The organism is Alteromonas sp. B31-7, assembly GCF_015767655.1.
Classification (GTDB): domain Bacteria; phylum Pseudomonadota; class Gammaproteobacteria; order Enterobacterales; family Alteromonadaceae; genus Alteromonas; species Alteromonas australica.
Genome location: NZ_CP065233.1, coordinates 2462893 through 2488179 on the forward strand (window position 1 = coordinate 2462893; position 25287 = coordinate 2488179).

General features: G+C 43.9%; 20 protein-coding genes and 1 pseudogene. 15 read left to right on the forward strand and 6 right to left on the reverse strand.

Annotated features, from left to right (window positions below):
* Positions 1-266 precede the first annotated feature (266 nt).
* Positions 267-2729: an acyl-CoA dehydrogenase FadE gene (gene fadE, locus IUA53_RS10530; protein ID WP_196897057.1), complete on the forward strand. Its 2463-nt coding sequence runs from the start codon at positions 267-269 to the stop codon at positions 2727-2729.
* Positions 2730-2861: 132 nt separating this feature from the next.
* Here the strand turns inward: fadE and IUA53_RS10535 are convergent, their stop codons facing one another.
* Positions 2862-3497, reverse strand: coding sequence for a response regulator transcription factor (locus IUA53_RS10535; RefSeq protein WP_044057246.1), 636 nt, complete (start codon positions 3495-3497; stop codon positions 2862-2864).
* Positions 3498-3685: 188 nt separating this feature from the next.
* On the opposite strand from IUA53_RS10535, the gene cmoA reads away from it, so the two are divergent.
* From cmoA to IUA53_RS10580, 9 genes are all read left to right on the forward strand, one after another.
* Positions 3686-4414: a carboxy-S-adenosyl-L-methionine synthase CmoA gene (cmoA, locus tag IUA53_RS10540; protein ID WP_044058903.1), complete on the forward strand. Its 729-nt coding sequence runs from the start codon at positions 3686-3688 to the stop codon at positions 4412-4414.
* Between the two features lie 24 nt (positions 4415-4438).
* Positions 4439-5422 carry a tRNA 5-methoxyuridine(34)/uridine 5-oxyacetic acid(34) synthase CmoB gene (gene cmoB, locus IUA53_RS10545; RefSeq protein ID WP_196897058.1) on the forward strand — a complete coding sequence of 328 codons (984 nt, stop codon included), beginning with the start codon at positions 4439-4441 and terminating at the stop codon, positions 5420-5422.
* 95 nt (positions 5423-5517) lie between these two features.
* Positions 5518-6375, forward strand: a complete 858-nt coding sequence (locus tag IUA53_RS10550) for a kinase (protein ID WP_196897059.1) — start codon at positions 5518-5520, stop codon at positions 6373-6375.
* A gap of 11 nt (positions 6376-6386) precedes the next feature.
* Entirely contained in the window at positions 6387-7196 is an 810-nt protein-coding gene (locus IUA53_RS10555; RefSeq protein ID WP_196897060.1) for an HAD-IIB family hydrolase, read from the forward strand.
* Positions 7197-7208: 12 nt separating this feature from the next.
* Positions 7209-8435, forward strand: coding sequence for a glycosyl transferase (locus IUA53_RS10560; RefSeq protein WP_044057249.1), 1227 nt, complete (start codon positions 7209-7211; stop codon positions 8433-8435).
* A 3-nt stretch (positions 8436-8438) separates the two neighbouring features.
* Positions 8439-10196: a sugar phosphorylase gene (locus tag IUA53_RS10565; protein ID WP_196897061.1), complete on the forward strand. Its 1758-nt coding sequence runs from the start codon at positions 8439-8441 to the stop codon at positions 10194-10196.
* Positions 10189-10893: a phosphoglycolate phosphatase gene (locus IUA53_RS10570; RefSeq protein ID WP_231401125.1), complete on the forward strand. Its 705-nt coding sequence runs from the start codon at positions 10189-10191 to the stop codon at positions 10891-10893. Before IUA53_RS10565 ends, IUA53_RS10570 begins: the two co-directional genes overlap by 8 nt.
* 162 nt (positions 10894-11055) lie before the next feature.
* Complete coding sequence (gene moeA / locus IUA53_RS10575; RefSeq protein WP_044447675.1) at positions 11056-12297, forward strand: molybdopterin molybdotransferase MoeA; 1242 nt, start codon at positions 11056-11058, stop codon at positions 12295-12297.
* Between the two features lie 142 nt (positions 12298-12439).
* A complete protein-coding gene (locus IUA53_RS10580) occupies positions 12440-13804 on the forward strand; it encodes an MATE family efflux transporter (RefSeq protein ID WP_044057252.1) in 1365 nt (454 codons plus the stop codon).
* Here the strand turns inward: IUA53_RS10580 and IUA53_RS10585 are convergent.
* Genes IUA53_RS10585 through IUA53_RS10595 form a run of 3 tightly spaced genes read right to left on the reverse strand, consistent with a single transcriptional unit; the run spans position 13774 to position 16467 of the window.
* On the reverse strand, positions 13774-14421 hold the full coding sequence (locus IUA53_RS10585; RefSeq protein ID WP_044447677.1) for a nucleotidyltransferase family protein: 648 nt from the start codon (positions 14419-14421) through the stop codon (positions 13774-13776). The genes IUA53_RS10580 and IUA53_RS10585 overlap by 31 nt on opposite strands.
* Before the next feature lie 28 nt (positions 14422-14449).
* Complete coding sequence (locus IUA53_RS10590; protein WP_044447678.1) at positions 14450-15631, reverse strand: vWA domain-containing protein; 1182 nt, start codon at positions 15629-15631, stop codon at positions 14450-14452.
* Positions 15631-16467: an AAA family ATPase gene (locus IUA53_RS10595; RefSeq protein ID WP_196897062.1), complete on the reverse strand. Its 837-nt coding sequence runs from the start codon at positions 16465-16467 to the stop codon at positions 15631-15633. The genes IUA53_RS10590 and IUA53_RS10595 overlap by 1 nt, the downstream gene beginning before the upstream one ends.
* 227 nt (positions 16468-16694) lie before the next feature.
* On the opposite strand from IUA53_RS10595, the gene cysK reads away from it, so the two are divergent.
* From cysK to IUA53_RS10615, 4 genes and pseudogenes are all read left to right on the forward strand, one after another.
* On the forward strand, positions 16695-17660 hold the full coding sequence (gene cysK / locus IUA53_RS10600) for a cysteine synthase A (protein WP_044057256.1): 966 nt from the start codon (positions 16695-16697) through the stop codon (positions 17658-17660).
* Positions 17661-17863: 203 nt separating this feature from the next.
* A complete protein-coding gene (locus IUA53_RS10605) occupies positions 17864-18322 on the forward strand; it encodes a hypothetical protein (RefSeq protein ID WP_044057257.1) in 459 nt (152 codons plus the stop codon).
* A gap of 784 nt (positions 18323-19106) precedes the next feature.
* Positions 19107-19319 (forward strand): annotated as a pseudogene (locus tag IUA53_RS10610) (integrase core domain-containing protein); the annotation flags it as partial.
* Between the two features lie 170 nt (positions 19320-19489).
* Complete coding sequence (locus IUA53_RS10615; RefSeq protein ID WP_044447684.1) at positions 19490-21742, forward strand: KAP family P-loop NTPase fold protein; 2253 nt, start codon at positions 19490-19492, stop codon at positions 21740-21742.
* A 203-nt stretch (positions 21743-21945) separates the two neighbouring features.
* On the opposite strand, the gene ggt is transcribed toward IUA53_RS10615, so the two are convergent.
* Entirely contained in the window at positions 21946-23700 is a 1755-nt protein-coding gene (ggt, locus tag IUA53_RS10620) for a gamma-glutamyltransferase (protein WP_052806792.1), read from the reverse strand.
* An 18-nt stretch (positions 23701-23718) separates the two neighbouring features.
* Positions 23719-24483: an enoyl-CoA hydratase gene (locus IUA53_RS10625; RefSeq protein ID WP_044057258.1), complete on the reverse strand. Its 765-nt coding sequence runs from the start codon at positions 24481-24483 to the stop codon at positions 23719-23721.
* A gap of 161 nt (positions 24484-24644) precedes the next feature.
* On the opposite strand from IUA53_RS10625, the gene rrtA reads away from it, so the two are divergent.
* On the forward strand, positions 24645-25244 hold the full coding sequence (gene rrtA / locus IUA53_RS10630; protein WP_044058907.1) for a rhombosortase: 600 nt from the start codon (positions 24645-24647) through the stop codon (positions 25242-25244).
* Positions 25245-25287: the final 43 nt, after the last annotated feature.

Sequence of the window (25287 nt, forward strand, 5' to 3'; positions counted from 1 at the left end):
TTAACGAAACAACAGGGGGCGATTATATTGAGCCCCCTTTTTATTCCTCATTTATCTTCCACCCCACTAACCATAAGGGTTAGTCCTATATCAACTATCACCCAAATTAATGCAAAAATCATGTAAAAATCTTGATCTTTGGGCAATTAAATAATACGTTTACCTAATGCTGGTCAGACCTCAAATTATTGCAAAGTTCTTCACAGATCTTTGCGGTTTTCTGAGAGAATTCAGTCTAACGTTTAACGCCTTTTCAGGAGTGAAGTATGGCAGATTTTATATGGTTTTTACTGGTCGTTTTAGCACTGGCAATTGCCAGCTATCAACGCACCAGTTTGGTAACAGCAGTCGCCATGGGTGCGGGTGTGATGATTTTAGGTACCCTCTTTGGCGATATCGGCCTGTTTGGATGGGTAGTTTATTTAGCATTAACACTGCCTTTTACCCTTTCGAACATTCGACAGTCTTACATCACTAAGAAGCTTTTGGCGTTCTATAAAAAAGTGATGCCTGAAATGTCGAGCACTGAACAAGAAGCCATCGACGCCGGCACCGTGTGGTGGGACGGTGATATTTTCAGTGGTAAGCCTGACTGGGACAAGCTACACCGAATTCCAAAAGGCCGCCTTTCTGCTGAAGAGCAAGCCTTCTTAGACGGCCCCGTCGATAAAGTTTGTTCAATGGTGGACGAATGGCAAATTAATCACAAAGACGCCGACCTACCTCCTGAAATTTGGGACTTTTTGAAAGAGCACAAATTCTTCGCCATGATCATCAAGAAAAAGTATGGCGGCTTAGAATTTTCAGCTTACGCACAATCTCGCGTATTACAGAAGTTAGCTGGCGTGAGCGCCGTGCTTTCAAGTACGGTAGGCGTTCCTAACTCTCTTGGCCCTGGTGAACTGCTGCAACACTATGGCACCAAAGAACAGCAAGATCATTATTTACCGCGCCTAGCGGGCGGCGAAGAAATCCCTTGTTTTGCACTCACGGGCCCTGAAGCGGGTTCTGATGCAGGGGCAATCCCAGATGTGGGTATTGTGTGTAAGGGCGAATGGAACGGTGAAGAAGTGTTGGGTATGCGCCTAACCTTTAATAAGCGTTATATTACGCTTGCGCCTGTTGCGACAGTGATTGGTTTAGCATTTAAACTTCAAGATCCAGAAGGCTTACTAGGAAGCAATAAAGAGCCAGGCATTACCTGCGCTCTTATACCTCGTGATACCAAGGGGCTAGAAATTGGCCGTCGCCACTTCCCGCTTAACACGCCGTTCCAAAACGGGCCTATTCGCGGTGACGATATTTTTGTTCCAATCGATTACATTATCGGTGGCCCCTCAATGGCCGGTAAAGGCTGGCGTATGCTGGTAGAATGTTTATCGGTGGGTCGTTGTATCACTCTCCCTTCATCTGCAGCAGGTGGTGCTAAGGCGATTTCATTGGCAACCGGTGCTTATGCACGAATTCGCCGCCAATTCCGTATGCCTGTCGGCCATATGGAAGGTGTAGAAGAAATGCTTGCCCGTATTGGCGGCAACGCTTATTTAATGGATGGGGTGACCCGATTCTCTACCGTTGGTGTGGATTTAGGTGAGAAGCCTTCGGTCATTTCTGCCATTTGTAAATACCATCTTACCGAGAAAATGCGTCAGGTCGTAAATGACTCGATGGACGTTCATGGTGGTAAAGGCGTCATGCTTGGGCCAAACAACTACCTAGGTCGCGGTTATCAAGGTGTGCCCGTGTCAATTACAGTAGAAGGTGCGAATATCCTTACCCGAAATATGATGATTTTCGGTCAAGGCGCAATGCGCTGCCACCCATATGTACTTCAAGAGATTCAAGCTGCGTCTATCGACGACAAGAAAGAAGCGCTAAGTGCATTTGATAAGGCGGTATTTGGGCATATTGGCTTTGCCATTGCTAATACTGTGCGTAGTGTGTGGTTCTCTCTAACAAATGGTGCATTTAGTGGCGCGCCATTCGCCGACGAAACCGCACGCTATTACAAGTTACTGCAAGGTTACAGTGCTAACCTAGCGCTACTTACCGATGTTTCTATGGGCGTGCTGGGTGGCGATTTAAAACGTCGTGAACGTTTATCTGCCCGCCTTGGAGATATTTTAAGTGGCTTGTACCTTGGCAGTACAACCCTTAAACGGTTCGATGAAGATGGCCGTTTGCAAGAAGATTTACCTTTGCTTCATTGGGCAATGCAAGACACCTTGCACGACATTGAAACTGCAATTGATGATTTTCTAGCGAACTTCCCGAACAGAGTTATCGCTGGCGTTATGCGTGCACTAGTGATGCCTTTCGGTCGTCGAGTTGGTAAACCTTCAGACAAAACTGAACACGCGATTGCGCAAATGTTACAAACACCGTGCACTGCACGTAGTCGCTTAGGATACGGACAGTACCTCACCCGTGAAGAAGGCAACTTGTTTGGTGATTTAGAGCAAACCTTGGATGACGTGCTTGCAGCTGAGCCTATTTTCGAGCGAATCTGTAAACACAAGAAGGCTAAGTTGCCCTTTACTCGCTTAGATGTACTGGCTGATGAAGCGCTATCGGAAGCGTTGATCAATGAAGATGAGGCGAACTTACTGCGTAAAACAGAAGCAGGCCGTTTGCGTACCATCAATGTTGATGACTTTGATCACGAAGAGCTTATTGCAAAAGTGAACTCACAAAGCGAAGAGAAAAAACGCAGTGGAAAAGCCGCGTAGTTAAAAGCGTCACTTAACTAAAAAGGTCACGTTTAACGTGACCTTTTTTTAAAAACTTATTCATAGCATAAAACAAATAAAAAAGGCGCTTTAACAATAAGCGCCTTTTTCGTCAGTACTTTAAGCCTGTATTTAACTTAACTGAAGTTTATCCATAAGTAGTACCGCTTGAGTACGCGTATTAATTTCTAGCTTACGCAAAATTGCACTGATGTGTGCTTTAATCGTTGCTTCAGTCACGTTCATTTCGTGGGCAATTTGTTTATTCATAAGGCCGTCACGAAGATAAGAAAGCACCTGAATTTGCTTAGGCGTAAGTTCTCTGAATCGTTGTAATAGTAATTTCAACTCATCATCCACTTTCTCAAGCTCGTCTTCCATACCTTCAGGAAGCCACTTTTTGCCACCAATGATATCGATAATCGCTTGTGCAATTTCTCGGGTTGGCGACACTTTCGGAATAAACCCTTGTGCGCCTAAGCTCATTACTTGAGCGACGACTTCGACAGTATCGCTACCAGACACTACACCAATTGGAATATTTGGAAATTGTTCACGCAAGGTAATGATGCCGTTGAAGTACTCTCCACCGGGCATGTTGAGGTCGAGAAGAACTAACTCAACACCGTCATATTCATTTAACTTAGCGACAGCATCGTCTAGGCTGCCTGCTTCAAGAATTTGGGCGTTTTCAAAATAGGGTTCCAACGCGCCGCTTAACGCTTCGCGAAATAATGGATGGTCATCTGCTACAAGTATTCTTGTCATTAGCGTTACTACTTCCTTATTATCTTTACAACCTAGGTTAATACGTTAACTAGAATTCGGAAAGCCCTATATCGGAAAAAATAGCATATTTTAGCGAAATTTCTTCTTTTTCAGCGGCAATTTAGTTGTTGAGGGGTTGGTGATAAAGGTAAAATCGCCCGCAAGTTTTAGCAATGAGTAAAAAATACGTGCAAAAACACGATAACCTGTTTGCCAACCCTTTGAACAAGGTTGCTGATTTTAAGTTTGATGAATCGGTTGTAGACGTATTCCCAGACATGATTCAACGATCGGTTCCTGGTTATGAATCCATTATTCATACTATTGGGGAATTAGCCAAGTCCGTGGTAACAGAAGACTCCAATGTTTACGACCTAGGTTGTTCACTGGGTGCCGCCAGTTTATCCGTTGCACGGGCTACCGAATCTAAACGCTGCAATATTATTGGTGTAGACAGTTCGCAGGCAATGGTTGAACGCTGCAAGCGCATGGTTCAAGCATTTAATTTGCCCAACCCCATCGATATTATTCAACAAAATGCGCAAGACACCACCATTGTTAACGGGTCTATGGTTATCATGAACTTTACCCTACAGTTCATTCCACCCTCTGATCGCGCTGCCTTGTTGGCGAAAATTTATGAAGGCCTTAACCCTGGCGGGGTGTTGGTGCTGTCTGAGAAAATCAAACACCCCACTGTGGCGGGCAATGAATTGCTAATCGACCTTCATCACCAATTTAAACGCAATAATGGTTACAGTGAGTTGGAAGTGAGTCAAAAACGTGCATCGCTGGAAAAAGTGATGTTGACTGACACATTCGCCGAACACGAAAAGCGCCTATTAGAAGCTGGGTTTAGCGATGTTGTCATGTGGTTTAAATGCTACAATTTCACCTCTCTTGTTGCCATCAAGTAAGCCAATACCTAACGGAAGGACTAAATGAGTAAGCCAGAAGCGCAGTGGTTTAACGACTGTTATAAATCTCTTTTCGATACCCCTTTAAGCCATTGGCTTCAAACGTTGCCAGCTCAATTAGATCACTGGCAACGCAACAGTAAACATGGTGAGTTTGATAAGTGGTGTCGCTTACTTGCCAAGTTACCCTCAACCACCCCTTCTAATATTGAGTTAGATGAGAAAGTAGCGGTAGGCTCCCTTGCCGATGTAGATGTCTACACGCAAAAGAAAATTAGCAGGTTATTACAGCAGTTTATGCCTTGGCGTAAGGGCCCCTTTTATGTGCATGATATTCATATCGATACAGAGTGGCGTTCAGATTGGAAATGGGATCGGGTATACCCCCACATTACGCCACTAAAAAATCGTACGGTTCTCGATGTGGGCTGTGGAAGTGGCTACCATATGTGGAGAATGCTCGGGCAAGGCGCATCTCGGGTTATCGGTATAGACCCTACCCAACTCTTCTTTATTCAATTTCAAGCAATTAAGCACTTTATTCCGCGAAATGATATTCACTTCCTGCCTCTGGGAATTGAAGAAATGCAGCCGTTGAACGCCTTTGATACGGTGTTTTCTATGGGGGTGCTTTACCACAGAAAAGACCCTATTCAATTTCTTAACCAGCTTAAACACCAGCTTCGCAAGGGTGGTGAGTTGGTGCTTGAGACCCTCGTGGTAGATGGTGATGAGCAAACCGTGCTGATGGCCGGCGAGCGATATGCACAAATGCGTAATGTATGGTTTTTGCCTAGCACAAAAGCGTTAGCAGTGTGGCTAGAAAGGGTGGGATTTGAAAATATTCGCGTGGTAGATGTGAATCACACGACCCTCGATGAACAACGCTCTACACCGTGGATGGATAGCCAGTCACTGAAAGATTTTCTCGATCCTGAAGATATTACGCGCACTATTGAAGGATACCCTGCACCACAAAGGGCTGTTTTAATTGCCAATCGTAAATAAAAGGGGCAACCGCTGCCTTTACGTGATATTGGCATAAATGTTGATACCTCAATCTTTAGTGAATGTGCTAAATCCGCTTTGATTGAGGTAGTAACATGGATATTAAAGGGTTTTTAAAGACACAACGATTGCCCCTCGCCTACGCGGACACTGCACAGAAATGGTTCATACCTTTATGTGAGCGTCTACTAGAGCACCAAAAAGGTGCAAAGAAAACATTTATCGTGGGAATTAACGGTAGTCAAGGGTCTGGAAAATCTACACTGACGGCGTTTATTGCCGCCTATCTGGAGAGTGTGCATAACAAAAACGTGGTCGCTCTCTCTATTGACGATTTCTATTTCGACAAAGCGCATCGTGGTGAGCTGTCTTCACACGTTCATCCGTTATTAGCCACGCGCGGCGTGCCCGGCACGCACGATATTTCACTTGCCCTTGATACCATTAATGCGTTGCAATCAGCACAATCGGTGGCAGTCCCGCGTTTTAATAAAGCCACTGATAATCCATTCCCAACCGCGCAATGGCCGTTAGTTGATGGCCCCGCCGACGTGGTTATCTTGGAAGGATGGTGTGTGGGAATTAAACCTCAAATTCCTTCACAGTTAAATGCGCCTGTAAATTCTCTAGAAGAAACTGAGGATCCGCTTGGTATATGGCGCAACTTCGTTAATACTGAACTGGCGAGCACCTATCAAACATTGTTTTCTCTCATTGATTATCAAGTGATGTTAAAAGCCCCTTCTTTCGATTGCGTGTTTAACTGGCGATTAGAACAAGAAGATAAGCTTCGAGCCGCCACCGAAGGCGAGTCGACCGGTATCATGAGTGAGAGTGAAATAGCGCGCTTTATACAGCATTATCAACGTTTGACTGAACATGCGTTAAAGACATTGCCTGACTCTTGCGATACCGTGTTTACGTTAGATGAAAACAGAGCCATAACATCATAGGAAGTTTGTTAATGACAAAAACGCTTGTTTTCACCGATATGGATGGCACTTTATTAGACCATCATACTTATTCATTTGACGCGGCGAAGCCCGCGCTAAACGCGCTAGACGAAAAAAACATACCCGTTATTCCCACGACCAGTAAAACGTTTGCTGAGTTACAACCGCTAAGAAAATCTATTGGCCTCGACGGTCCATTTATTATTGAAAATGGGGCAGCGGTTTTCATACCACATGGCTTTTTTAAGCAAAAACCCACTGGCACTGTATGGGTAGATGGGTATTGGTGTAAGTCTTTTATTTCGAATCAGAAATACTGGATTAAGCTTATCGATAAAATTAACGCAGATTTTGCGGGTGAATTTAAACAGTTTTCTAAAATGTCGGTTCAAGACATTCAAGACGCCACGGGGTTAGATGAAGCCTCAGCGAAACTTGCGGCTAAGCGACAATTTGGTGAACCCGTTCTGTGGACGGGTTCCGAAGAAAGAAAACTCGCCTTTATTGAGGCTATCAAGGAAAGGGGGGCATACCCGCTTGAAGGTGGGCGTTTTGTCCACGTTTCAGGTAACTGCGATAAGGGTCAAGCCCTAAAGTGGCTTGCTCAAGAATTTCAAAAACAACACAACTGCAAGGTTCGCACACTGGCACTTGGCGATGGAAAAAATGATATTGCCATGCTTGAAGCTGCGCATGTTGCTATACGAATCATTTCACCGGTAAACCCTCCGCCAAACGTAAAAAAAGAAGAGGTTTATACCAGCACCCTACCCGGCCCTGAAGGCTGGAACGAAATGCTTACTCAATTGCTTTCCCTATGATCAGGAGGACACATGGCTGATTTTTATCAAAATGGTGTGGTTACAACGTTACATAATTTATCTCGTCGACCTACAGAGGAACTAGAAGCCGAGTTACTCCGTTTTTCTCAGAAAAGACCCATGGCGCTTATTCTGCCCTCACTTTTTTCTGAGTTAGAAGGAGAAGCTTTACCTCATATTGTGGAAGAACTGACCCAAGTGCCCTACTTATCTGAAATTGTAATAGGCCTTGATAGAGCAACCCAAGATCAATACAAACATGCCTTATCGTTTTTCGACAAGCTTCCCCAACACCACAGAGTACTGTGGAATGACGGACCACGCTTAAAAGCCATTGACGAAGAATTGCAAGCGCAAGGCCTAGCGCCAAAAGAATTGGGTAAAGGGCGCAACGTATGGTACTGCATGGGGTACGTTCTCGCCTCTAATCGCGCTGAATCGGTTGCCTTGCATGATTGCGACATCGTGACGTACAACAAAGATCTACTGGCTAAGTTAATATACCCCGTCGCCAACCCAACCTTTAACTACGAGTTCTGTAAAGGGTATTATGCCCGTGTAGCAAATGGAAAAATTAACGGTCGTGTTTCTCGTTTGTTAGTTACACCGCTACTTCGCGCCCTTAAACGCATCATGGGCGATAACGAATATTTAGAGTTCATGGATAGTTTCAGGTATCCACTGGCGGGCGAGTTCTCCTTCCGTCGAGATGTTCTAAATGATATCCGCATTCCCAGCGACTGGGGCCTAGAAATTGGTGTTCTTTCTGAGATGCACAGAAACTATTCACACAATCGTTTATGCCAAGCAGATATTTGCGATATTTACGATCATAAACATCAAGATTTGTCGCTGAACAATGACCAAGGCGGCCTATCAAAGATGTCTATCGACATTACCAAAGCGATTTTCAGAAAGTTAGCAACCCAAGGCTACACTTTCAGTAATGAAATGTTTCGCTCGATTAAAGCAACCTACTTTAGAATTGCATTAGATTTCATCGAAACCTATCACAACGATGCCGTGATGAATGGTCTTACGTTAGATATACACAGCGAAGAAAAAGCGGTAGAAATGTTTGCAAGTAACATTATGAAAGCTGGCGAGAACTTTTTAGCCAACCCAATGGAAACGCCGTTTATTCCAAGTTGGAACCGAGTAACCAGTGCTGTACCCGACATTTTAGAGCGTTTATTAGAAGCCGTAGAAGCCGACACCGCAGAATTTATGGAAAAGTAAACTATGACTTGGAATATTCTCCATGACAAAGTAAAGCACCACTTGGAATTCATCTATGCTGATGTGGATTTACCGTTAACCATAGACCAGTTAGCGGTATCTTTGATGAAAACCATAGGTATTGATGATGAGGTGGATATCGCTCAACCTCAGTCCCATTACAATTATTGGGACGAGGACGACATCATCATGATTACTTATGGTGATAGCGTGATTGATGGTGACGAGCGACCCCTTGTCACCTTAAACCGCTTTTTGCACCGCTACTGCAAAAACACGGTCAATAATGTTCATATTCTTCCTTTTTTCCCTTATAGCTCTGATGATGGCTTTTCCGTCATCGATTACTCTAGTGTCAATGAGTCGTTAGGTACATGGGAAGATATTGAAGCCATAGCAAAAGACTATGGTCTAATGACGGATTTGGTGATTAATCATTGCTCTGCCCGTAGCGCCTGGTTTGACAACTTCGTCAAAGGTGAAGGCACAGGTTCAGATTTTTTCTTTACCGCCGCCGACCCTGCCGATGACCTATCTATGGTGACACGGCCACGTGTTTCACCGTTATTGCGTGAAACCGAAACGGCCAAGGGTACTAAACACGTATGGTGTACCTTTAGCCACGATCAGGTAGATTTTGATTTTAGAAATCCAAACGTCTTATTGGCCTTTGTCGATATCATTCGCCTGTACATCGATAAAGGCGCGAAACTGTTCAGGTTAGATGCAGTGGCGTTTCTTTGGAAAATTGTGGGCACAAATTGTATTAACTTGCCGCAGACACATGAAGTTATTCGCTTATTGCGTACCCTCATTGAGCATGTAGACCCGTCAATTATTATCATTACCGAAACGAACATCCCAAATAGAGAAAATCTCACCTATTTTGGCAACGCCAATGAAGCCCACGCTATCTACAATTTCTCGCTACCTCCCTTATTAGTAAACACCTTGGTTAGCGGTGATTGTAAGTACCTTAAAAGCTGGATGATGAGTATGCCACCGGCTCAAAATGGCACGGCATATTTTAACTTTATTGCCTCTCATGACGGCATTGGTCTTCGCCCTGCGGAAGGCTTGTTAAGTGACGAAGAAATATCTGAACTTGTGCATACTATGCAAAACTTCGGCGGTAAAATTTCATGGCGAGCGTCTGATCACGGCCAACAAAAGCCTTATGAAATTAATATTACCTTGTTTGACGCACTACAAGGCACGATCAAAGGGCCCGATAGGTGGCAGATCGATCGCTTCATATGTGCCCATGCCATTATGTTAGGCATGGAAGGCATACCCGGTTTATACATTCATAGCTTGTTAGGCACATCCAACGACTACGAAAAGGTAGCCAATACGGGGCAAAACCGCTCTATTAACCGCAGGCGCTGGGAGCTAACCGAATTAGAGGCACTGTTAGATTCACCTTACTCTCAGCACCATAAAGTGCTAACTCGTCTATCGCAGCTTATTCGGGTAAGAAAAGCCCAACCAGCATTTCATCCTAACGCCACCCAATTTACCTTGCAGTTGGGAAATCAGATATTTGGATATTGGCGACAAAGTCTCGATCGAAAACAGAGCGTTTTCTGTATCAGTAATATCAGTGACGAAGAGCAATCTGTGCTTTTGTCTGACATTAACCTTATTGGTACAGATAACTGGATTGACTTAATTACACGTCAAGAAATTGCGTTATCAAGCAGCTTTTTACAAATGAAGCCGTATCAAACACTGTGGATCAGTAATCAAGATTTTGAATAACATTGACGAAAGTACCTCGTTGCCGTCTGCACAAGACGGCGCGTTCATCTTTGATTTAGATGGCACCTTAGTAGACTCTGTTCCAGACATTACCCGCGCTATCAACCTCGCCTTAAAGGCACTTAAGCGTCCAACTTGTGAAGAGGGTGACGTTCGACATTGGATAGGAAATGGCGCGAAGGCGCTTGTGAGACGCGCCGTATCCTCTGGGTTTCGCCCTACCATTGACGTGCCACAGAGACTATTGGAAGAGACCCATACCCAGTTTCTTAAATACTATAGCGACACACTGTGTGAAAGCTCTACCCTTTACCCTGGTGTAAAAGAAACCCTCGCCGAATTGAAACGCATTGGCTACCCATTGGCTATTGCGACTAACAAGCCTGCGCGTTTTATCGCGCCAATATGTGAAACCTTAGAAATAAACACTTTTTTCAGTCTTTGCGTAGGGGGAGATTCATTACCCGAGAAAAAACCTTCGCCCTTGCCTCTTGCTCATCTATGCCACCAGCTCAACAAACAGGCTCACCATTGCATCATGGTGGGCGACTCTAAAAATGACATTTTGGCTGCCAAAGCCGCGGGCATGCGAAGTATTGGCCTTACCTATGGGTATAATTATGGCGAGTCAATAAGCCAATATCGCCCTGATTGGGTGTTTGACGATTTTAGCGAAATCACCTCTCTGTTACCTTAATCACGGTTGCGTTTGTTATCCTATTTACACCGCGTCCTTCCCAAGCAAACATAGGCCGTAAATGGCCTACCCCGCTTTCTTAATTATCACACATTAATCTTTGGTATAACCGCGATTTTTCTGTAATATCCTGCTGTTCAAAATATTCGAGGAGTTATTAGGATGTCAGCGAGTTGGCTTTCACTGGAGAGCGCATTAGACAAAGCGTTATCTGCCGCACACACAGTAACAGAATGTGAAACCGTATCGCTGTTTAGTGCTAATAACAGAATTGTGGCGACAGACATTGTTGCCACTCTAGATGTCCCGCCTTGGGATAACTCAGCCATGGATGGGTACGCAGTGAATACTGCCGGCCTGTCTACGTCATCCCCGCTAGAGGTTCAGGGTACTATTACCGCCGGCATGGCCGCTGATACCCCGTTATCACCTAATCGTGCTTTTAAAATTATGACAGGGGCTCCCGTGCCACCTAACGCTGATGCGGTGGTGATGGTAGAGAATACGGAACAACGGGAAAATAAGGTCATCATCAAATCCTTGCCAACGTCAGGTGAAAATATCCGTTTGAAAGCTAACGATATCTCAGCCGGCGAAGTACTTATCGCAAAAGGCACGCGATTAAATGCTGAACATTTAATGTTGTTATCGTCTCAAGGGCTAGACAAAGTCTCAGTATATAGAAAGCTTAAAGTCGGCGTTGTGGCCACTGGCAGCGAATTAGCACAGCCAGGTGACAACCGAAGTTCAACGCAAATATTTGAATCTAACCGTGTTGGCGTTTGTGCAATTTTAGGCAATGAAAACCTGGATATCGTGGATTTTGGTATTGTTGAGGACGACAAAGACAGCTTGCAGCAACTGTTTGAAAGTGCAATAGGCCAAGTGGATATTATGGTAAGCAGTGGCGGCGTTTCAGTGGGCGATGCCGACTACGTGAAAGAAATCATCAATCGTCTAGGTGGCGTAGATTTCTGGAAAGTCGCCATTAAGCCAGGGAAGCCTTTCGCCCTAGGTTATTTACAACAAAGTGATGCGCAAAAAAATAGCCAACGTACCTTATTTTGTGGGTTACCCGGCAATCCCGTGTCTTCCTTTGTTACCGCAAAACTCCTTGTCGTACCGGTGATACGAAAAATGCAGGGGCAAGTCAATGTGTCTGCACCGCTAACGATCAATGCAACGTTAACTCACCCCATTAAGCGCCGTGCTGGGCGACGAGATTTTCAGCGCGCAACCATGCACAAAATGGCCGATGGTGGCTACGAGGTAACGCCGTTTAAAACTCAGAGTTCCGGTGTCATGACCTCTATCACCTCAGCAAATTGCTTTATGATCCTTCATGAAGACGTGAGTCAATTAGACGCTGGCGACACCGTACCTGTGATGCCATTTACACTGTAACCTTTTTCTGACGAAAATGGCGAATACGTCGTGTCCGGTACAACACTAGGGTGACGTCCTCGTGTTGTTTTAATCAAACAATATTGAATTATCTGGCCCATAAGCACCTCTGCATGTGGCCATCATTGAAAAGAGTACTAGGGTGAATAAGAAACGCTTTTTGCTAGAAGCTAGAGATGTATTAAAACTGGCCTGGCCGTTGTTGATAGCACAAATAACACAGATGCTCATGGGCGTGAGTGATACCATTATGGCTGGCCGCTACAGTGCCACCGACATGGCCGCTGTAGCACTGGGTTTTAGTATCACCATTCCGCTACTTTGTTTTATTCAAGGAATCGCCCTCGCGCTTCCCCCCATTATTTCACGGTTACAGGGGAACAAAAACTTAGCGGGCATTGCGGATGCTAGCCAACAGGCCGGCTACTTGGTCTTTTCCGTAGGCGTAGTGATTACGGCTTTTATTCCCTTTGTTTCCAACATTGTGTCTATGTTCCCCATGGCTCCCGAGCTTTACACCATCACGGTCGATTATGTCACTTATGTATTGCTTGCTATGCCTGGGTTCGCCTTGTATCAATGGCTACGTAATTATTGTGAAGGGCTAGGTAAAACCAAACCCACTATGACCATTACTGTCATTGGCCTAATGGCCAATATCCTGGGTAACTATTTGTTTATTTACGGTGCTGGACCTATTCCTGCCATGGGGGGGGCCGGTTGTGGTGCCGCTACCGCTATTGTTATTTACACCATGCTCATTGCCACCGTCATTTACGTGCGATTTGCTCCGGCATTAAAAATGTATCGCTTATTTGATACGCTATACCGCCCTAACCTAGCCGTGATTCATCGAACCTTTAAAATGGGCTTGCCCATTGCAATGACCATATTGTTTGAAGTTACGCTGTTTTCAGTCATTGCTCTTTTACTCGCGCCATTCGGTGCCACCATGGTGGCTGCCCACCAGGTGGCGCTAAACTTCTCTGCACTGATGTTTATGTTTCCTATGAGCATTGGCATGGCGGTGGCTATTAGAATAGGGTATAGAATTGGTCAGAATAATCACAGACAAGCGAAAATTGCCGCTCGTAGTGCAATAATGATTGGCTTTTTCACCTCCGTTTGTACTGCCACCTTCACCCTGTCTGCCAAAGCATTTATTATTGGCTTATATACCAGTGATGAAGCCGTCTACTCTCTGGCAAATGCGCTACTGATATACGCCGCCCTTTTTCAACTGTCTGATGCCGTGCAAGTTATTTCAGCCAATGCACTTCGCGGTTATAAAGATACAACGGCAATGTTTATTATTACCTTCGTATCTTACTGGTTGATTGGCTTACCTACAGGGGTCATTCTAGGGCGTACACAGTGGTTAACGGATGAACCTATGGCTGCGGCAGGCTTTTGGATTGGCTTATTTGTTGGGCTAAGTGCGGCGGCCATTATGCTTGGTGCTCGCCTACTGTATATTCAACGGCCTTCGGCGCGAGTCGCTAGCTGATCCCAATCCTCGGGTGTATCTATATCCCATTGTGCATTGGGTATAGATACAGCCGTTACTTTGCCGTTCTCCTGCCAATGCGAGATCAGGTGTTTAGCGCCTTTGTCCCCACTCAGTTGTATTAGCTCTTCAAACGCCTTTTTGGGAAAAATAGCCGGTACCGTATAGTTACCTTGCCATTCACAGCAAATAATATGCTCAGGTTCACGCTCACTGGCGTGAAGCAGCGCACGGTAATCTCCGTCGGTTAAACAAGGTAAATCGGCAAGGCCCACCATAATATGGGATGGCCTAGAAGAAAATGGCTGTGATTGCGACATAACGGACGACACCCCCAAGCTAAGGCTTGTCCCCATGCCCTTATGCCAATTGGGATTAAAAACGCTTTGCACTGGCAGGGCGTTCAGGCTTGGTTGAATGGCTTTTTGCCATTTACCCGTGACCACCACTACCGAAGGCGTTGTGGCCTGATAACTCAAAGCCTGAATAAATCGTGCGGCAGTATGGCTCAATAACGTTTGGCCTGTTTCTGGGTGACAGGACATTAACTTATTACCATGGAACCGGCGACTTTGCCCTGCACTTAGCAGTACACCGGCTACCGTTAACTTACTCATTCACGCTTTTTGCCCATAAGTTGATGAATTAACGAGAACGACTTAACCCTTTAATGGCTTGGGTTAATCCTTCTAAAGTTAACCCATACATTTTATCTTCCACTATCTCTTGCATAATTTTTATAGAAGAATAATAAGGCCAATATTGCTCAGGCTGTGGATTAAGCCACACCGCATGGCTAAAGTGATTGAGCAATCGCTGCATCCAAGCGCTTCCCGGCTCTTCGTTCCAATGTTCTACGCTTCCACCTGGATACGTAATTTCATAGGGGCCCATGGTGGCATCTCCAACGAAAATAACTTTATAGTCACTGCCGTATCGATGAATAATGTCCCACACAGGAATACGCTCTTTATCTCTGCGCGCGTTATCTTTCCACACCTCTTCATACACGCAATTGTGAAAGTAAAAGTACTCAAGGTACTTAAATTCAGTTTGCACGGCGGAAAACAGCTCCTGTGTGGTTTTAACATGGGAATCCATTGAGCCTCCCACATCGAAGAACATCAGTACCTTAACCGCGTTGTGCCGTTGCGGCGCCATGTGAATATCTAACATGCCCCCTTTTTTAGCGGTTTCTCCGATGGTAGTGGCCACATCAAGTTCTTCACTTGCCCCCGTTCGGGCAAACTTGCGTAATTTTCGTAGTGCTACCTTGATGTTTCGCGTACCCAGTTCAACGTCTGAAGACAGGTTTTTAAACTCTCGTTTGTCCCACACCTTTGCAGCAGAAAATTTTCGATTCCCTTTTTGCCCTATGCGTACGCCTTCAGGATTATCGCCATACGCACCAAAAGGCGACGTTCCGCCAGTGCCTATCCATTTATTTCCGCCTTGGTGACGCTTTTCTTGCTCTTCTAAACGCTTCTTCAGCGTTTCCATCAGTGCCTCTAATCCCCCGGCTTGCCGCAAGGCTTCCCGCTCTTCTGGGCTAAGGTTTTTTTCTAATTCTTTTCGCAACCACTCTTCAGGTATGTCTTTGCCGAACAAGTCTATGGACTCAACCCCCTCGAAATAATCCGCAAATGCCCTATCGAATTTGTCGTACTGGGTTTCGTCCTTAACCATAATCGTGCGAGATAGGCTGTAAAACCCGTCGAGATCGGCGTAAACCACGTGCTTTTCTAACGCTCGCAGCAAATCAAGCAATTCCCGTAGGGTGGTTTTAACCTGATATTTTCGTAACGTAAAAAAGAACTGAATAAGCATTATCGACGCGCCATAAAGACCAGTTTTTCAAACAAATGTATATCCTGCTCGTTCTTTAACAACGCACCGTATAAAGGCGGGATAGCCGCTTTGCCATCTTTATTGTATAGAGCTTCAGGAGAAATATCTTCCGCCACTAACAATTTTAACCAATCAATCAGTTCTGAGGTTGATGGCTTTTTCTTTAACCCCGGTACTTCTCGAATGTTGAAAAATGCCTTTAACGCCTCATCCAATAAACGCTTTTTCAAGTGTGGAAAGTGAACGTTGACAATCTCTTGCATATCTTCCGGTGAAGGGAATTGAATATAGTGGAAGAAGCAACGGCGGAGAAACGCATCGGGTAGCTCTTTTTCATTATTAGAGGTAATAATAACAATGGGTCGCTGTTTTGCCACAACTCGCTCTTGAGTTTCATAAACAAAAAATTCCATTTTATCTAACTCAAGGAGAAGATCGTTTGGAAACTCAATGTCGGCTTTATCAATTTCGTCAATCAATAACACGGGGCGCTTTTCAGCGCTGAACGCCTCCCACAACTTGCCTTTGACAATATAGTTACCTATATCGTGAACGCGATCATCCCCTAACTGTGAATCTCGCAAACGCGAAACGGCGTCGTATTCGTACAACCCTTGCTGAGCTTTCGTCGTAGATTTGATATGCCACTGAATAAGATCGGTACCAAGACTTTCAGCCAATTCTTCGGCTAACATGGTTTTACCTGTGCCCGGCTCACCCTTAATAAGCAGCGGTCGCTCTAGGGTGATGGCTGCATTAACGGCCAGTTGAAGATCTTTGGTTGCGATATAGTTAGACGTGCCACTAAAAGCCATTGTGCTCTTACTCCGTATAATTCTTCGTCTTCATGTATTTTAACAATAACATATAGCTAAAAAACACTTTGCATTTTTACGTTTGGGACCAATGATATAAGGGTAAAGTGAAATTCCCTAATTCAGGCTATGAATTATTAACTATTATTAGTGCCTGTATTCTTTGTTCACAACTAACACGACAGACGGAATTTCCACATAAATCAGGAACGAGTTAAGGATTAATAATGAACGTATTTGACGACAATTCGCTTTCTATTGGCCGTACGCCACTAGTTAAATTAAACCGCGTAACCTCAGGTAACGTGTACGCTAAAATTGAATCGCGTAACCCAAGCTTCAGTGTGAAGTGCCGTATTGGTGCCAATATGATTTGGGATGCTGAGCAACGTGGCGTGCTTACGGAAGGTAAAGAAATTGTTGAACCTACCAGTGGTAACACGGGTATTGCATTAGCCTTTGTGGCGGCTTCACGCGGTTACAAGCTAACCCTAACTATGCCTAGCAGCATGAGTTTAGAACGCCGTAAGCTACTTAAAGCATTAGGCGCAAACTTGGTGCTTACCGAAGCGCCTAAAGGCATGAAAGGTGCCGTCGCCGCAGCGCAAGAAATTGTCGCCTCTGATCCTGATAAATATGTCTTGCTTCAACAATTCGACAACCCTGCTAACCCCGCTATTCACGAAAAAACCACTGGCCCTGAAATTTGGGAAGACACAGACGGTAAAGTAGACGCGTTTGTCGCAGGTGTGGGCACAGGCGGTACTATTACAGGGGTAAGTCGTTACCTTAAAAATACCCAAGGCAAAGCGATTACCTCCATTGCGGTAGAGCCTACTGATTCACCGGTTATTACACAAGCACTGGCAGGTGAAGAATTAACACCAGGGCCGCACAAAATTCAAGGTATTGGCGCAGGTTTCATTCCTGGTAACCTCGATCTGGATCTGATTGACGAAGTTGAGCAAGTCACCAACGAAGAATGTATGGAAATGGCTCGCAAACTGATGACAGATGAAGGGATACTTGCGGGTATTTCATCTGGTGCAGCAGTAGTGGCCGCTAAACGCTTCGCTGAACGCCCAGAAAATAAAGACAAAGTTGTGGTGGTTCTACTTGCCAGCGGAACAGAGCGTTATTTAAGTAGCCCACTTTTTGCGGGCGCATTTGATGAGCAAGAAGAAGTGCAGTAACGCACGCATTAAATGTAATATAACGATGAAAAGCGAGGTTTAGCCTCGCTTTTTTGTTTTTGTATTGTAGCCGTAGGAAGTTTGTAGAATAATTTACCTTCTGAGGTGGTCTTTTCGACTAAATTCGCCGGTTTGAAATTGAAACACTGGTGCCCTCATACTATGTATTAGAAACGGACGTCGACTTAAAAGGTAACCTATCTATGACTACACGTAAGTGGTACGCCCTCATTGGGCTTTTTACGGTGGTGTTTTTAACCGCATGCGGTGAAAAAGAAAAAGGCATTGGCCGATACGGAATGCTTGACGAAAGCACCCCCGAGTACGTGACTGTGGTCTTTTTGCAAAGTATTTATGAAGACGATAATTTGGATTTAGCCATGCGCCTGTCGAGTGACAGATTAGCGCGCATTTTGAAGAAATATCATACTAATCGGAACGTACAGCGGCATTTATTAAATTTAAAGTACGATTCAGTGACAATAACACCGCAGAGCAACAATAGCGTTGGACGAAGCGAGTTCGCTGAAAAATCCACCATCACCGTGTTTCTTAGCGGACAATACGACAACGATAAAGTTGAAGATATTCGAAGCCTAGATTTAGAAAAAATAGATGGTGAGTGGAAAGTCACAAAAATTCACCCCGATCATTTCTTTTAAACGTAGCGAACATAAAATCGATAGTAAAAGGCCGCGTGATACGCAAGCCAATACGGATAATTGGGTCTAAAAATTTGGTTTAAGCAAATAAAGTGCTATATTTTCCGTGTATTTTCACAGTTATAGCTCTTTTTTATGGGAAAGAAATCTTTCCAAGAAAAACCAAAAGGGATCCGCAGGTCAATTGTTGTAAGTTTACGAGATGTAAGAACTTTGGCTTAACGCCTGAAGGCATTCAGGCATTAGTATATTTAAATAACGATAATAAAAATATTGGAGACCGTCAACCTGTAAAGGTTTCTGACTACTACGTGATATCTGGCACTGGTAATAAGTCGTCTTCTATATTGTGCAAAGGCTGTGTTGAATTTTCTTAATCGTCCGAATACACCAATCAGAAATATTACTCACTAAAAAGAAACAAAGGGATTCACGAAGAGCTTGAGCGTCTTTCAGAATACCTTGTTGAACCCGGCACAAAATGTCCAAAGGCTGACTGCCCAAGTAGTATGGGTGATGAAGCAATCTCTATCAAAAAGAAAGGTAAGACACCAAAAGGTAGTCAGAGATACATCTGCAATGTTCAGCCTTCGTTGGGGAGAGAGAACGCCGCTTGTCTAAGAATCAGTATGAAGGAATGTATCTGTGTACAGACAGACAAGTTCATATTTCAAACTGGACCAACAGAAAAGAGAAACAAAACTGTGAGTTTTATGCAATAGGAACAGCTGATCTCTCCATCAGTTACGTCTTGGCATATAACTTCAATTATGATGCTAGTATCCAGCCAAATGGCTTTGTTGAGCGCTTTAACGGTTCATTCCGCAGAGAGTTTCTGGATGCTTACTTGTTTGAAATTCTCAATCAAGTAAGAGAAATGGCCTGGTTCTGGCGACTGGATTATAACGAAGAAAGAACACATGAAAGTCTGGGTAACCTGCCTCCGGCAGCTTACCGAGCAAAACTAGAAAACTCTAAATCAGCACTGTCTCATTAAAGGGGAAGTGGACATACCCACTAAAGGGTTACTATTTTCAGAATTAAGAATTCTAAATTGTATATTTTTACGTATTACCAAACGTAAAAGTTAGCGAATAGAAGATATTACAATTTCTATGTAATAATCTAAGTCATTTAACTATTACAATAATCGAGAAGACTTGAGATATGGAACAAGCCGATATACATGGATTTTCTTCAGATCGCCCGATAACTGAGGTATCTCAGGATCTTCTGGGAAGGTCTGGATTTGCTAAAGACTTAGCTAAAGCTCTATCTGGTTGGCATGGAAACGATAGCCTTGTTGTAGCGCTTCATGGGGATTGGGGGTCTGGTAAATCATCAATTAAAAACATGGCTTTAAATGAACTAGAAAAAATAGACATTCATAAGCCAGATGTTATTGAGTTTTCCCCGTGGGAATGGGCTGCACAAGAGAAAATTACTTCTTCGTTTTTCAAAGAAATATCAACAACAATTGGTTTAAAAGATAAATCAAGCGAGGGTAAGAAGCTCGCAAAGCTTTTAAAAAAGTATGGCCGATATCTTAATACGGGAGAACATTTGGCATCGGGAATATCTAATGCTTTGCCAACTTTGTTTGTACTTTCAACTATAGTTGGGCTTGGTGGTAACTTTTCTGATGAAGAATGGGTAAATAACTTATCTACAACTCTATTGGGGCTGTTGGCATTATGGGGAGCATTTTTAGCATGGGGTAAAAAGCTCTTGAATATGCTAGCCGTAAACGCTGAAACAACGGCCAAAGATGAAAAATTAACACTAGTTCAATTTCGTAATTCATTAGAGGACCTATTAGCCAAAAGAGAGCAAGCTTTAGTAATAGTTTTAGATGATTTAGACCGACTTACAACAGAGCAACTCAAAATGGTTTTTCAACTTGTTAAAGCGAATGCCGAGTTTCCTAATGTTGTATTCCTTCTGCTTTTCCAAAGAGACTTAGTAGAAGATAAGTTGAATGATGGTAAGCAAACAGGTAGAGATTATTTAGAAAAAATCATACAGGTGCCGTTTGATATTCCCAAGATTGAACATGCCCGTTTGCATCGGGTTCTTTTTGATAAGTTGGACAAAACATTAGCGCAGGACAAATTTGCTTCTGATATGTTTGACTCAACTTATTGGGGTAATCTATTTCATGGCTCGTTGAAGGGGTATTTTTCAAGTTTAAGAAATATATATCGATTTGCTTCAACTTTTTCTTTTCATTTTTCACTATACCGGTCAGAAAATGCTTTCGAAGTTAATCCTGTTGATTTGATCGCTATCGAATGCCTGAGACTATTTGAACCAGATGTGTACAAGGCGATATCACAATCCAAAGATTTTTTTACTAGAGGTAGAATAAGCGATAGACAAAATGGGTTACAAAAAGAACAGGAGGTATACCAAAGCATTCTTCAGAAGGCTGAATCCGGCAACTCTGATAAGCTAGATTCTTTACTCAAAGAGCTATTTCCACCACTAAAACGCTTAAACAATCATACCTACGCTGGTGGAATTTATGATACGTGGCAAAGAGAAATGAGAGTGTGCCACGCGTCAAATTTTGAAAAGTTCTTCCTATTTTCAATACCCTCAGGTGAGCTTTCTCATTCAGAATTGCAAAACATACTCGATAAGACTTCATCCAAACAAGAGTTTCTAGATGTCTTGAAATCAATGCAAGAGCAAGACGTTCTACAAAATGCACTAGACCAGTTCAGTTCGTATATTGATCAAATACCAATTGAAAATAAGTCTGAGTTTGTAACTGCATTACTAGAGATCGGTGATGAAGTCGATCATGATAATGCAGGTTTTTCTTTTGACAGCTCTCACATCAGTATTGTTCGCTTGCTCCTTTGGTACTTGAGACGTATTGATTCTGCCGATGAAAGAGGAGAGGTATTAGTTGCTTCATTTGAGCTTCCAAATAGCGGTTTGTCGATTATAGAGATTATTTTACAGAGAGACCAAGAGAGAAGAACCAAGCAAGACCCAGATCTATTTTTATCAGATGCAACATTTGACAAACTTAAAGTAATTTTTGTCAGCAAGCTAGATGCTCTCTCAGAAAACTCCCCTAATGACTTGATTCAGCACCCACACTTAGGCTCATTTATTTGGCGCTGGAAGCGATGGGGAGATGAAAATAAGGTTAAGTCTTGGTTGGCGGAACAAGCTAATCAAATAGAAAACTGCACGGCACTTCTGTTAGCTTTTCTGCGAGTTGGATCATCTCAAGCACTTGGGGATTATGTCGCCAGAAGAACAACTTCAATTGAAATTGAATCAATCGAAGAGTTCTTTCCTGTGGAACTGCTAATAACAACTGTTAGTGGATTAAATCAAGCAGAACTAAATGAATATGAATCAGAAGCAGTAGAAGCATTTGAAAGAGCAATACGAGAGCGTTGACTGATTTAAAGTTTATCTATCTAGAGCTGACTCTGCTTTGGAATTTATATAAAAATAAATTAATTTGTCAGATTCGGAAATGTAGCAAAAAACAAAAGCCTTACAGTTTCCCGTAAGGCTTATTATATAGTTTGATTTGATTAGACCCAATTATCCGTATCGGCTTGCGTGATACGCGGCCTTTTTCGTTTTTCATCAGTGCATTACTGGCCTACGGCCACTCCTTCTCGGCGTGGATCTGCACCACCAATTAATTTACCTGACTTAAACTGGATCCCATGCAAGCCACTGTTTAAATCTACCACTTTCACTGTGTGATCTAGCTTTGTTAACGGCGCCTCTAAATCGGCGATGGGCGTACCTTTCTCCAGCGCGGTGTAGTCATTTCTATTGGTCATTTTTGGCAGGTTGATAGCCTGTTGGATATCAAGACCAAAATCGATAATACCAATCAGGGTTTGCGCCACATAACTAATGATACGCGAGCCGCCTGGCGAGCCAATCACCACTTCGAGGTCCCCCTTATCATCGAACACCATCGTTGGGCTCATCGCACTGCGTGGACGCTTTCCAGGTTCAACCCTGTTCGGCACAGGGAAACGATTCTTGGTGGGTGAGAACGAAAAGTCGGTAAGCTGGTTATTTAACAAGAAGCCCCCCACCATAATGCCCGAACCAAACATAAATTCGATACTGGTGGTCATCGACACCGCATTCCCTTCTTTATCTACTATAGAGAAATGCGAGGTATTGGGCAGCTCCATTGACGTGCCCATGGCAATTTCAGCATCACCATATGGATTTCCAGCCTTCGCTTTACGCCATGGCTTGTCAGCATCAATACTTTCAGCGCGTCTGGCTAAATAAGCGGTATTGATCATGGCTGCATAGGGCAATTTGGTAAAGTCCGTATCCGCTATAAACTTTTCGCGGTCGGCGTAGGTTAGCGCGCTCGCTTGGCTATACACATTCGCAAAGGCCACTGAGTCTGGTTTCATGGTACTCAGTGGCTGGCCTTCCAGCATTTTAAGGAGTTGGAATACGTTAATGCCGCCTGAACTCGGCGGAGCCATTCCGCAAATACTCTTATCACGGTAAACACCGCATACAGGATCGCGTTCTTTTGGCGTATAGTTTGCTAAATCTTCCAGCGTCATTTTACCTGGGTTGATACTTGCGGTATTCACCGCTTTGACTATTTTCTCAGCCAGTTCACCGGTATGGAGGTAATCAGCGCCATGCTCAGCAATACCCGTTAAAGTTTTGGCAAGTGCCTTGTTCTTTTTAATGGTGCCTTCTTTTAACGGCATACCAGCGGGATAAAAATAAGTTGAACTGCTAGGAAAGGTTTTTAACCCCGGATGATAGTCCAGTGCCACCAGCTTAGCTAAACGTGGCGATACCTTAAAGCCTTTCTCCGCTGTTTCTATGGTATCGTCAAATAAGGTGTTCCACGGTAACTTGCCGAATTGTTTATGCGCAAGTTCAAGTGCTTTAACCGCACCGGGCACGCCCACTGATTTGCCCCCGACCACAGCCTCTAGCCACTTCATTGGTTTGTTGCCATCCATAAACCAATGCCCATCTACAGCTGAAGGCGCCATCTCTCGGCCATCAAACGTATGTAGCACTTTATTTTTATTATCCCAATATAAAATAAAGGCCCCGCCGCCGATTCCAGAAGACTGAGGTTCAACCAAGGACAACATAGATTGAATGGCTACCGCGGCATCTATTGCACTCCCCCCTTTCTCAATAATATTCTTACCGGTCCACGAAGCATAAGGGTTAGCAGCCACCACCATGTAGTCCTCTGCCACAAATGCCTTTTTCTCAATATAGCCAGTTGCCGCTTCGGGTTCACCAACCTCACGCTTTTGCTGCGCGGTGGCAGAAAAAACAATACAACTCGTTAATGCCAATGTAATGGCAGATGAATAGAACCAAGAACGTCGTATCAAAATGTGTGATCCTCATTATTTGAATTTGTCTGGATTAATTGGGCGCTTATTTAAGAAAGCATCAAAGGCTTCTTGGGCTGCATCCATACCCATAGCTTGAATAAACACATCTAGCTCTATGTCCATCTGTTGACGGATAAGATCCGTGTCGTTGTTTAAAAGCGATTTAGTTTGCAGTAATGAAAACGCTGGTTTCTCTACTAGCTTCTTACACACTGACATGACTTTATCAGACAAGCTTGTCTCGGGCACAATGTCAGTAAGTAGGCCAAATTGATAGGCATCTTCTGTGCCAAAGGGTTCGCCTAGCATTAACCACTCGCTGGCTTTTCGACGCCCAGCTATTTTGGGTAAAAGATAACTTGATGCATATTCAGGAACAAGGCCTAAGTTGATGAATGGCAGAACAAATCGGGTATTTGGTTGGGCATACACAAAATCACAGTGTAATAGCATGGTGGTCCCTATCCCTACCGCAACACCATGAACTTGAGCAATAACCGGCTTTTCACAATCCATTAGCGCGCGCATAAAGGCTGCGGTTTCTGCTACGTGCTCGCTCTCTTCTTTGCTGGCAAAATCCTGAATATCGTTGCCAGCGGTAAAACAATCTCCGTGACCCTTCAATAAAATAACCCGTATGTCTGGGTGATGCTTTGCATCAAAAATAGCATCCGCCATTTGTTGATACATACTACGAGTTAAGGCGTTTTTCTTGTCTACGCGATTGATGACAATGTGTAAAACGTGATCTTCTATATGGGTGAGAATGTGAGACATACCTACCTCCTGCGATTAGGTGTAGCGTCCAACACCTATGTAGCGGTGGGTGATCACCCTACACAATGGACGAGTGAGAATTTTGCCAAGCTTTTACACGCTCTAGGCTATTTTTTTGTATCATAGCCAGCAAATCACTATTTCAACAATAATTTACAATGATAATGTCACTGCCGTATTCGCTTAAGTATTCTCTTGGCCCTTTAATTTTAGCCTTCATCACAACCTTAGCCTTTTTCTTCGAACCCGCTTCAGGCCAATACTTCGCCTATGACAGATACGCCATTCAGGGCCTAGAAACATGGCGCTTGCTAACCGGTAATCTGGTTCACACTAATGGCTACCACTTATTGCTCAATTTAGCTGGCGTCGTATTACTGTGGGCGTTACATGGCGAACACTACAGAGCGGGCTTATATTTAAAAGTATTTGCGTGGTGTGGTTTGGGCACTAGTGCGGGTCTTTATTTCTATGCCCCGGATCTTATTTGGTATGCCGGGTTATCAGGTGCGCTGCATGGCATTTTTGCATGGGGCGCATGTATGGATATTCTCAATCGTATGAAATCAGGTTGGGTATTACTGGCTGGCGTGGCGGTTAAAGTGATTTACGAACAGACGGTGGGCGGTAGTGCTGATGTGGCTGCACTTATTGATGCCAAAGTCGCCATTGACGCGCACTTATTCGGTGCAATGAGTGGCGTACTTTTGTTTTTCCTTATGTGGTTAACGAAATTACCCTTTCGCAAAACGGCGAAGTAAAAAATAAGGCGCCCATGAAGTGCGCCTTACTCATCTGTTGTTA

What these genes read in the sequence shown, in the direction of transcription:
- IUA53_RS10595 (WP_196897062.1), bottom strand. Translation starts at nt 16,467, where the DNA reads ATGGCTTTTAGTGGCACGTCTAACTATATCGCAACCAAAGATCTTCAA.
- IUA53_RS10555 (WP_196897060.1), top strand. Translation starts at nt 6,387, where the DNA reads ATGACAAAAACGCTTGTTTTCACCGATATGGATGGCACTTTATTAGAC.
- fadE (WP_196897057.1), top strand. Translation starts at nt 267, where the DNA reads ATGGCAGATTTTATATGGTTTTTACTGGTCGTTTTAGCACTGGCAATT.
- moeA (WP_044447675.1), top strand. Translation starts at nt 11,056, where the DNA reads ATGTCAGCGAGTTGGCTTTCACTGGAGAGCGCATTAGACAAAGCGTTA.
- IUA53_RS10565 (WP_196897061.1), top strand. Translation starts at nt 8,439, where the DNA reads ATGACTTGGAATATTCTCCATGACAAAGTAAAGCACCACTTGGAATTC.
- IUA53_RS10625 (WP_044057258.1), bottom strand. Translation starts at nt 24,483, where the DNA reads ATGTCTCACATTCTCACCCATATAGAAGATCACGTTTTACACATTGTC.
- IUA53_RS10590 (WP_044447678.1), bottom strand. Translation starts at nt 15,631, where the DNA reads ATGCTTATTCAGTTCTTTTTTACGTTACGAAAATATCAGGTTAAAACC.
- IUA53_RS10605 (WP_044057257.1), top strand. Translation starts at nt 17,864, where the DNA reads ATGACTACACGTAAGTGGTACGCCCTCATTGGGCTTTTTACGGTGGTG.
- IUA53_RS10535 (WP_044057246.1), bottom strand. Translation starts at nt 3,497, where the DNA reads ATGACAAGAATACTTGTAGCAGATGACCATCCATTATTTCGCGAAGCG.
- IUA53_RS10560 (WP_044057249.1), top strand. Translation starts at nt 7,209, where the DNA reads ATGGCTGATTTTTATCAAAATGGTGTGGTTACAACGTTACATAATTTA.
- IUA53_RS10550 (WP_196897059.1), top strand. Translation starts at nt 5,518, where the DNA reads ATGGATATTAAAGGGTTTTTAAAGACACAACGATTGCCCCTCGCCTAC.
- IUA53_RS10615 (WP_044447684.1), top strand. Translation starts at nt 19,490, where the DNA reads ATGGAACAAGCCGATATACATGGATTTTCTTCAGATCGCCCGATAACT.
- cmoB (WP_196897058.1), top strand. Translation starts at nt 4,439, where the DNA reads ATGAGTAAGCCAGAAGCGCAGTGGTTTAACGACTGTTATAAATCTCTT.
- IUA53_RS10585 (WP_044447677.1), bottom strand. Translation starts at nt 14,421, where the DNA reads ATGAGTAAGTTAACGGTAGCCGGTGTACTGCTAAGTGCAGGGCAAAGT.
- cysK (WP_044057256.1), top strand. Translation starts at nt 16,695, where the DNA reads ATGAACGTATTTGACGACAATTCGCTTTCTATTGGCCGTACGCCACTA.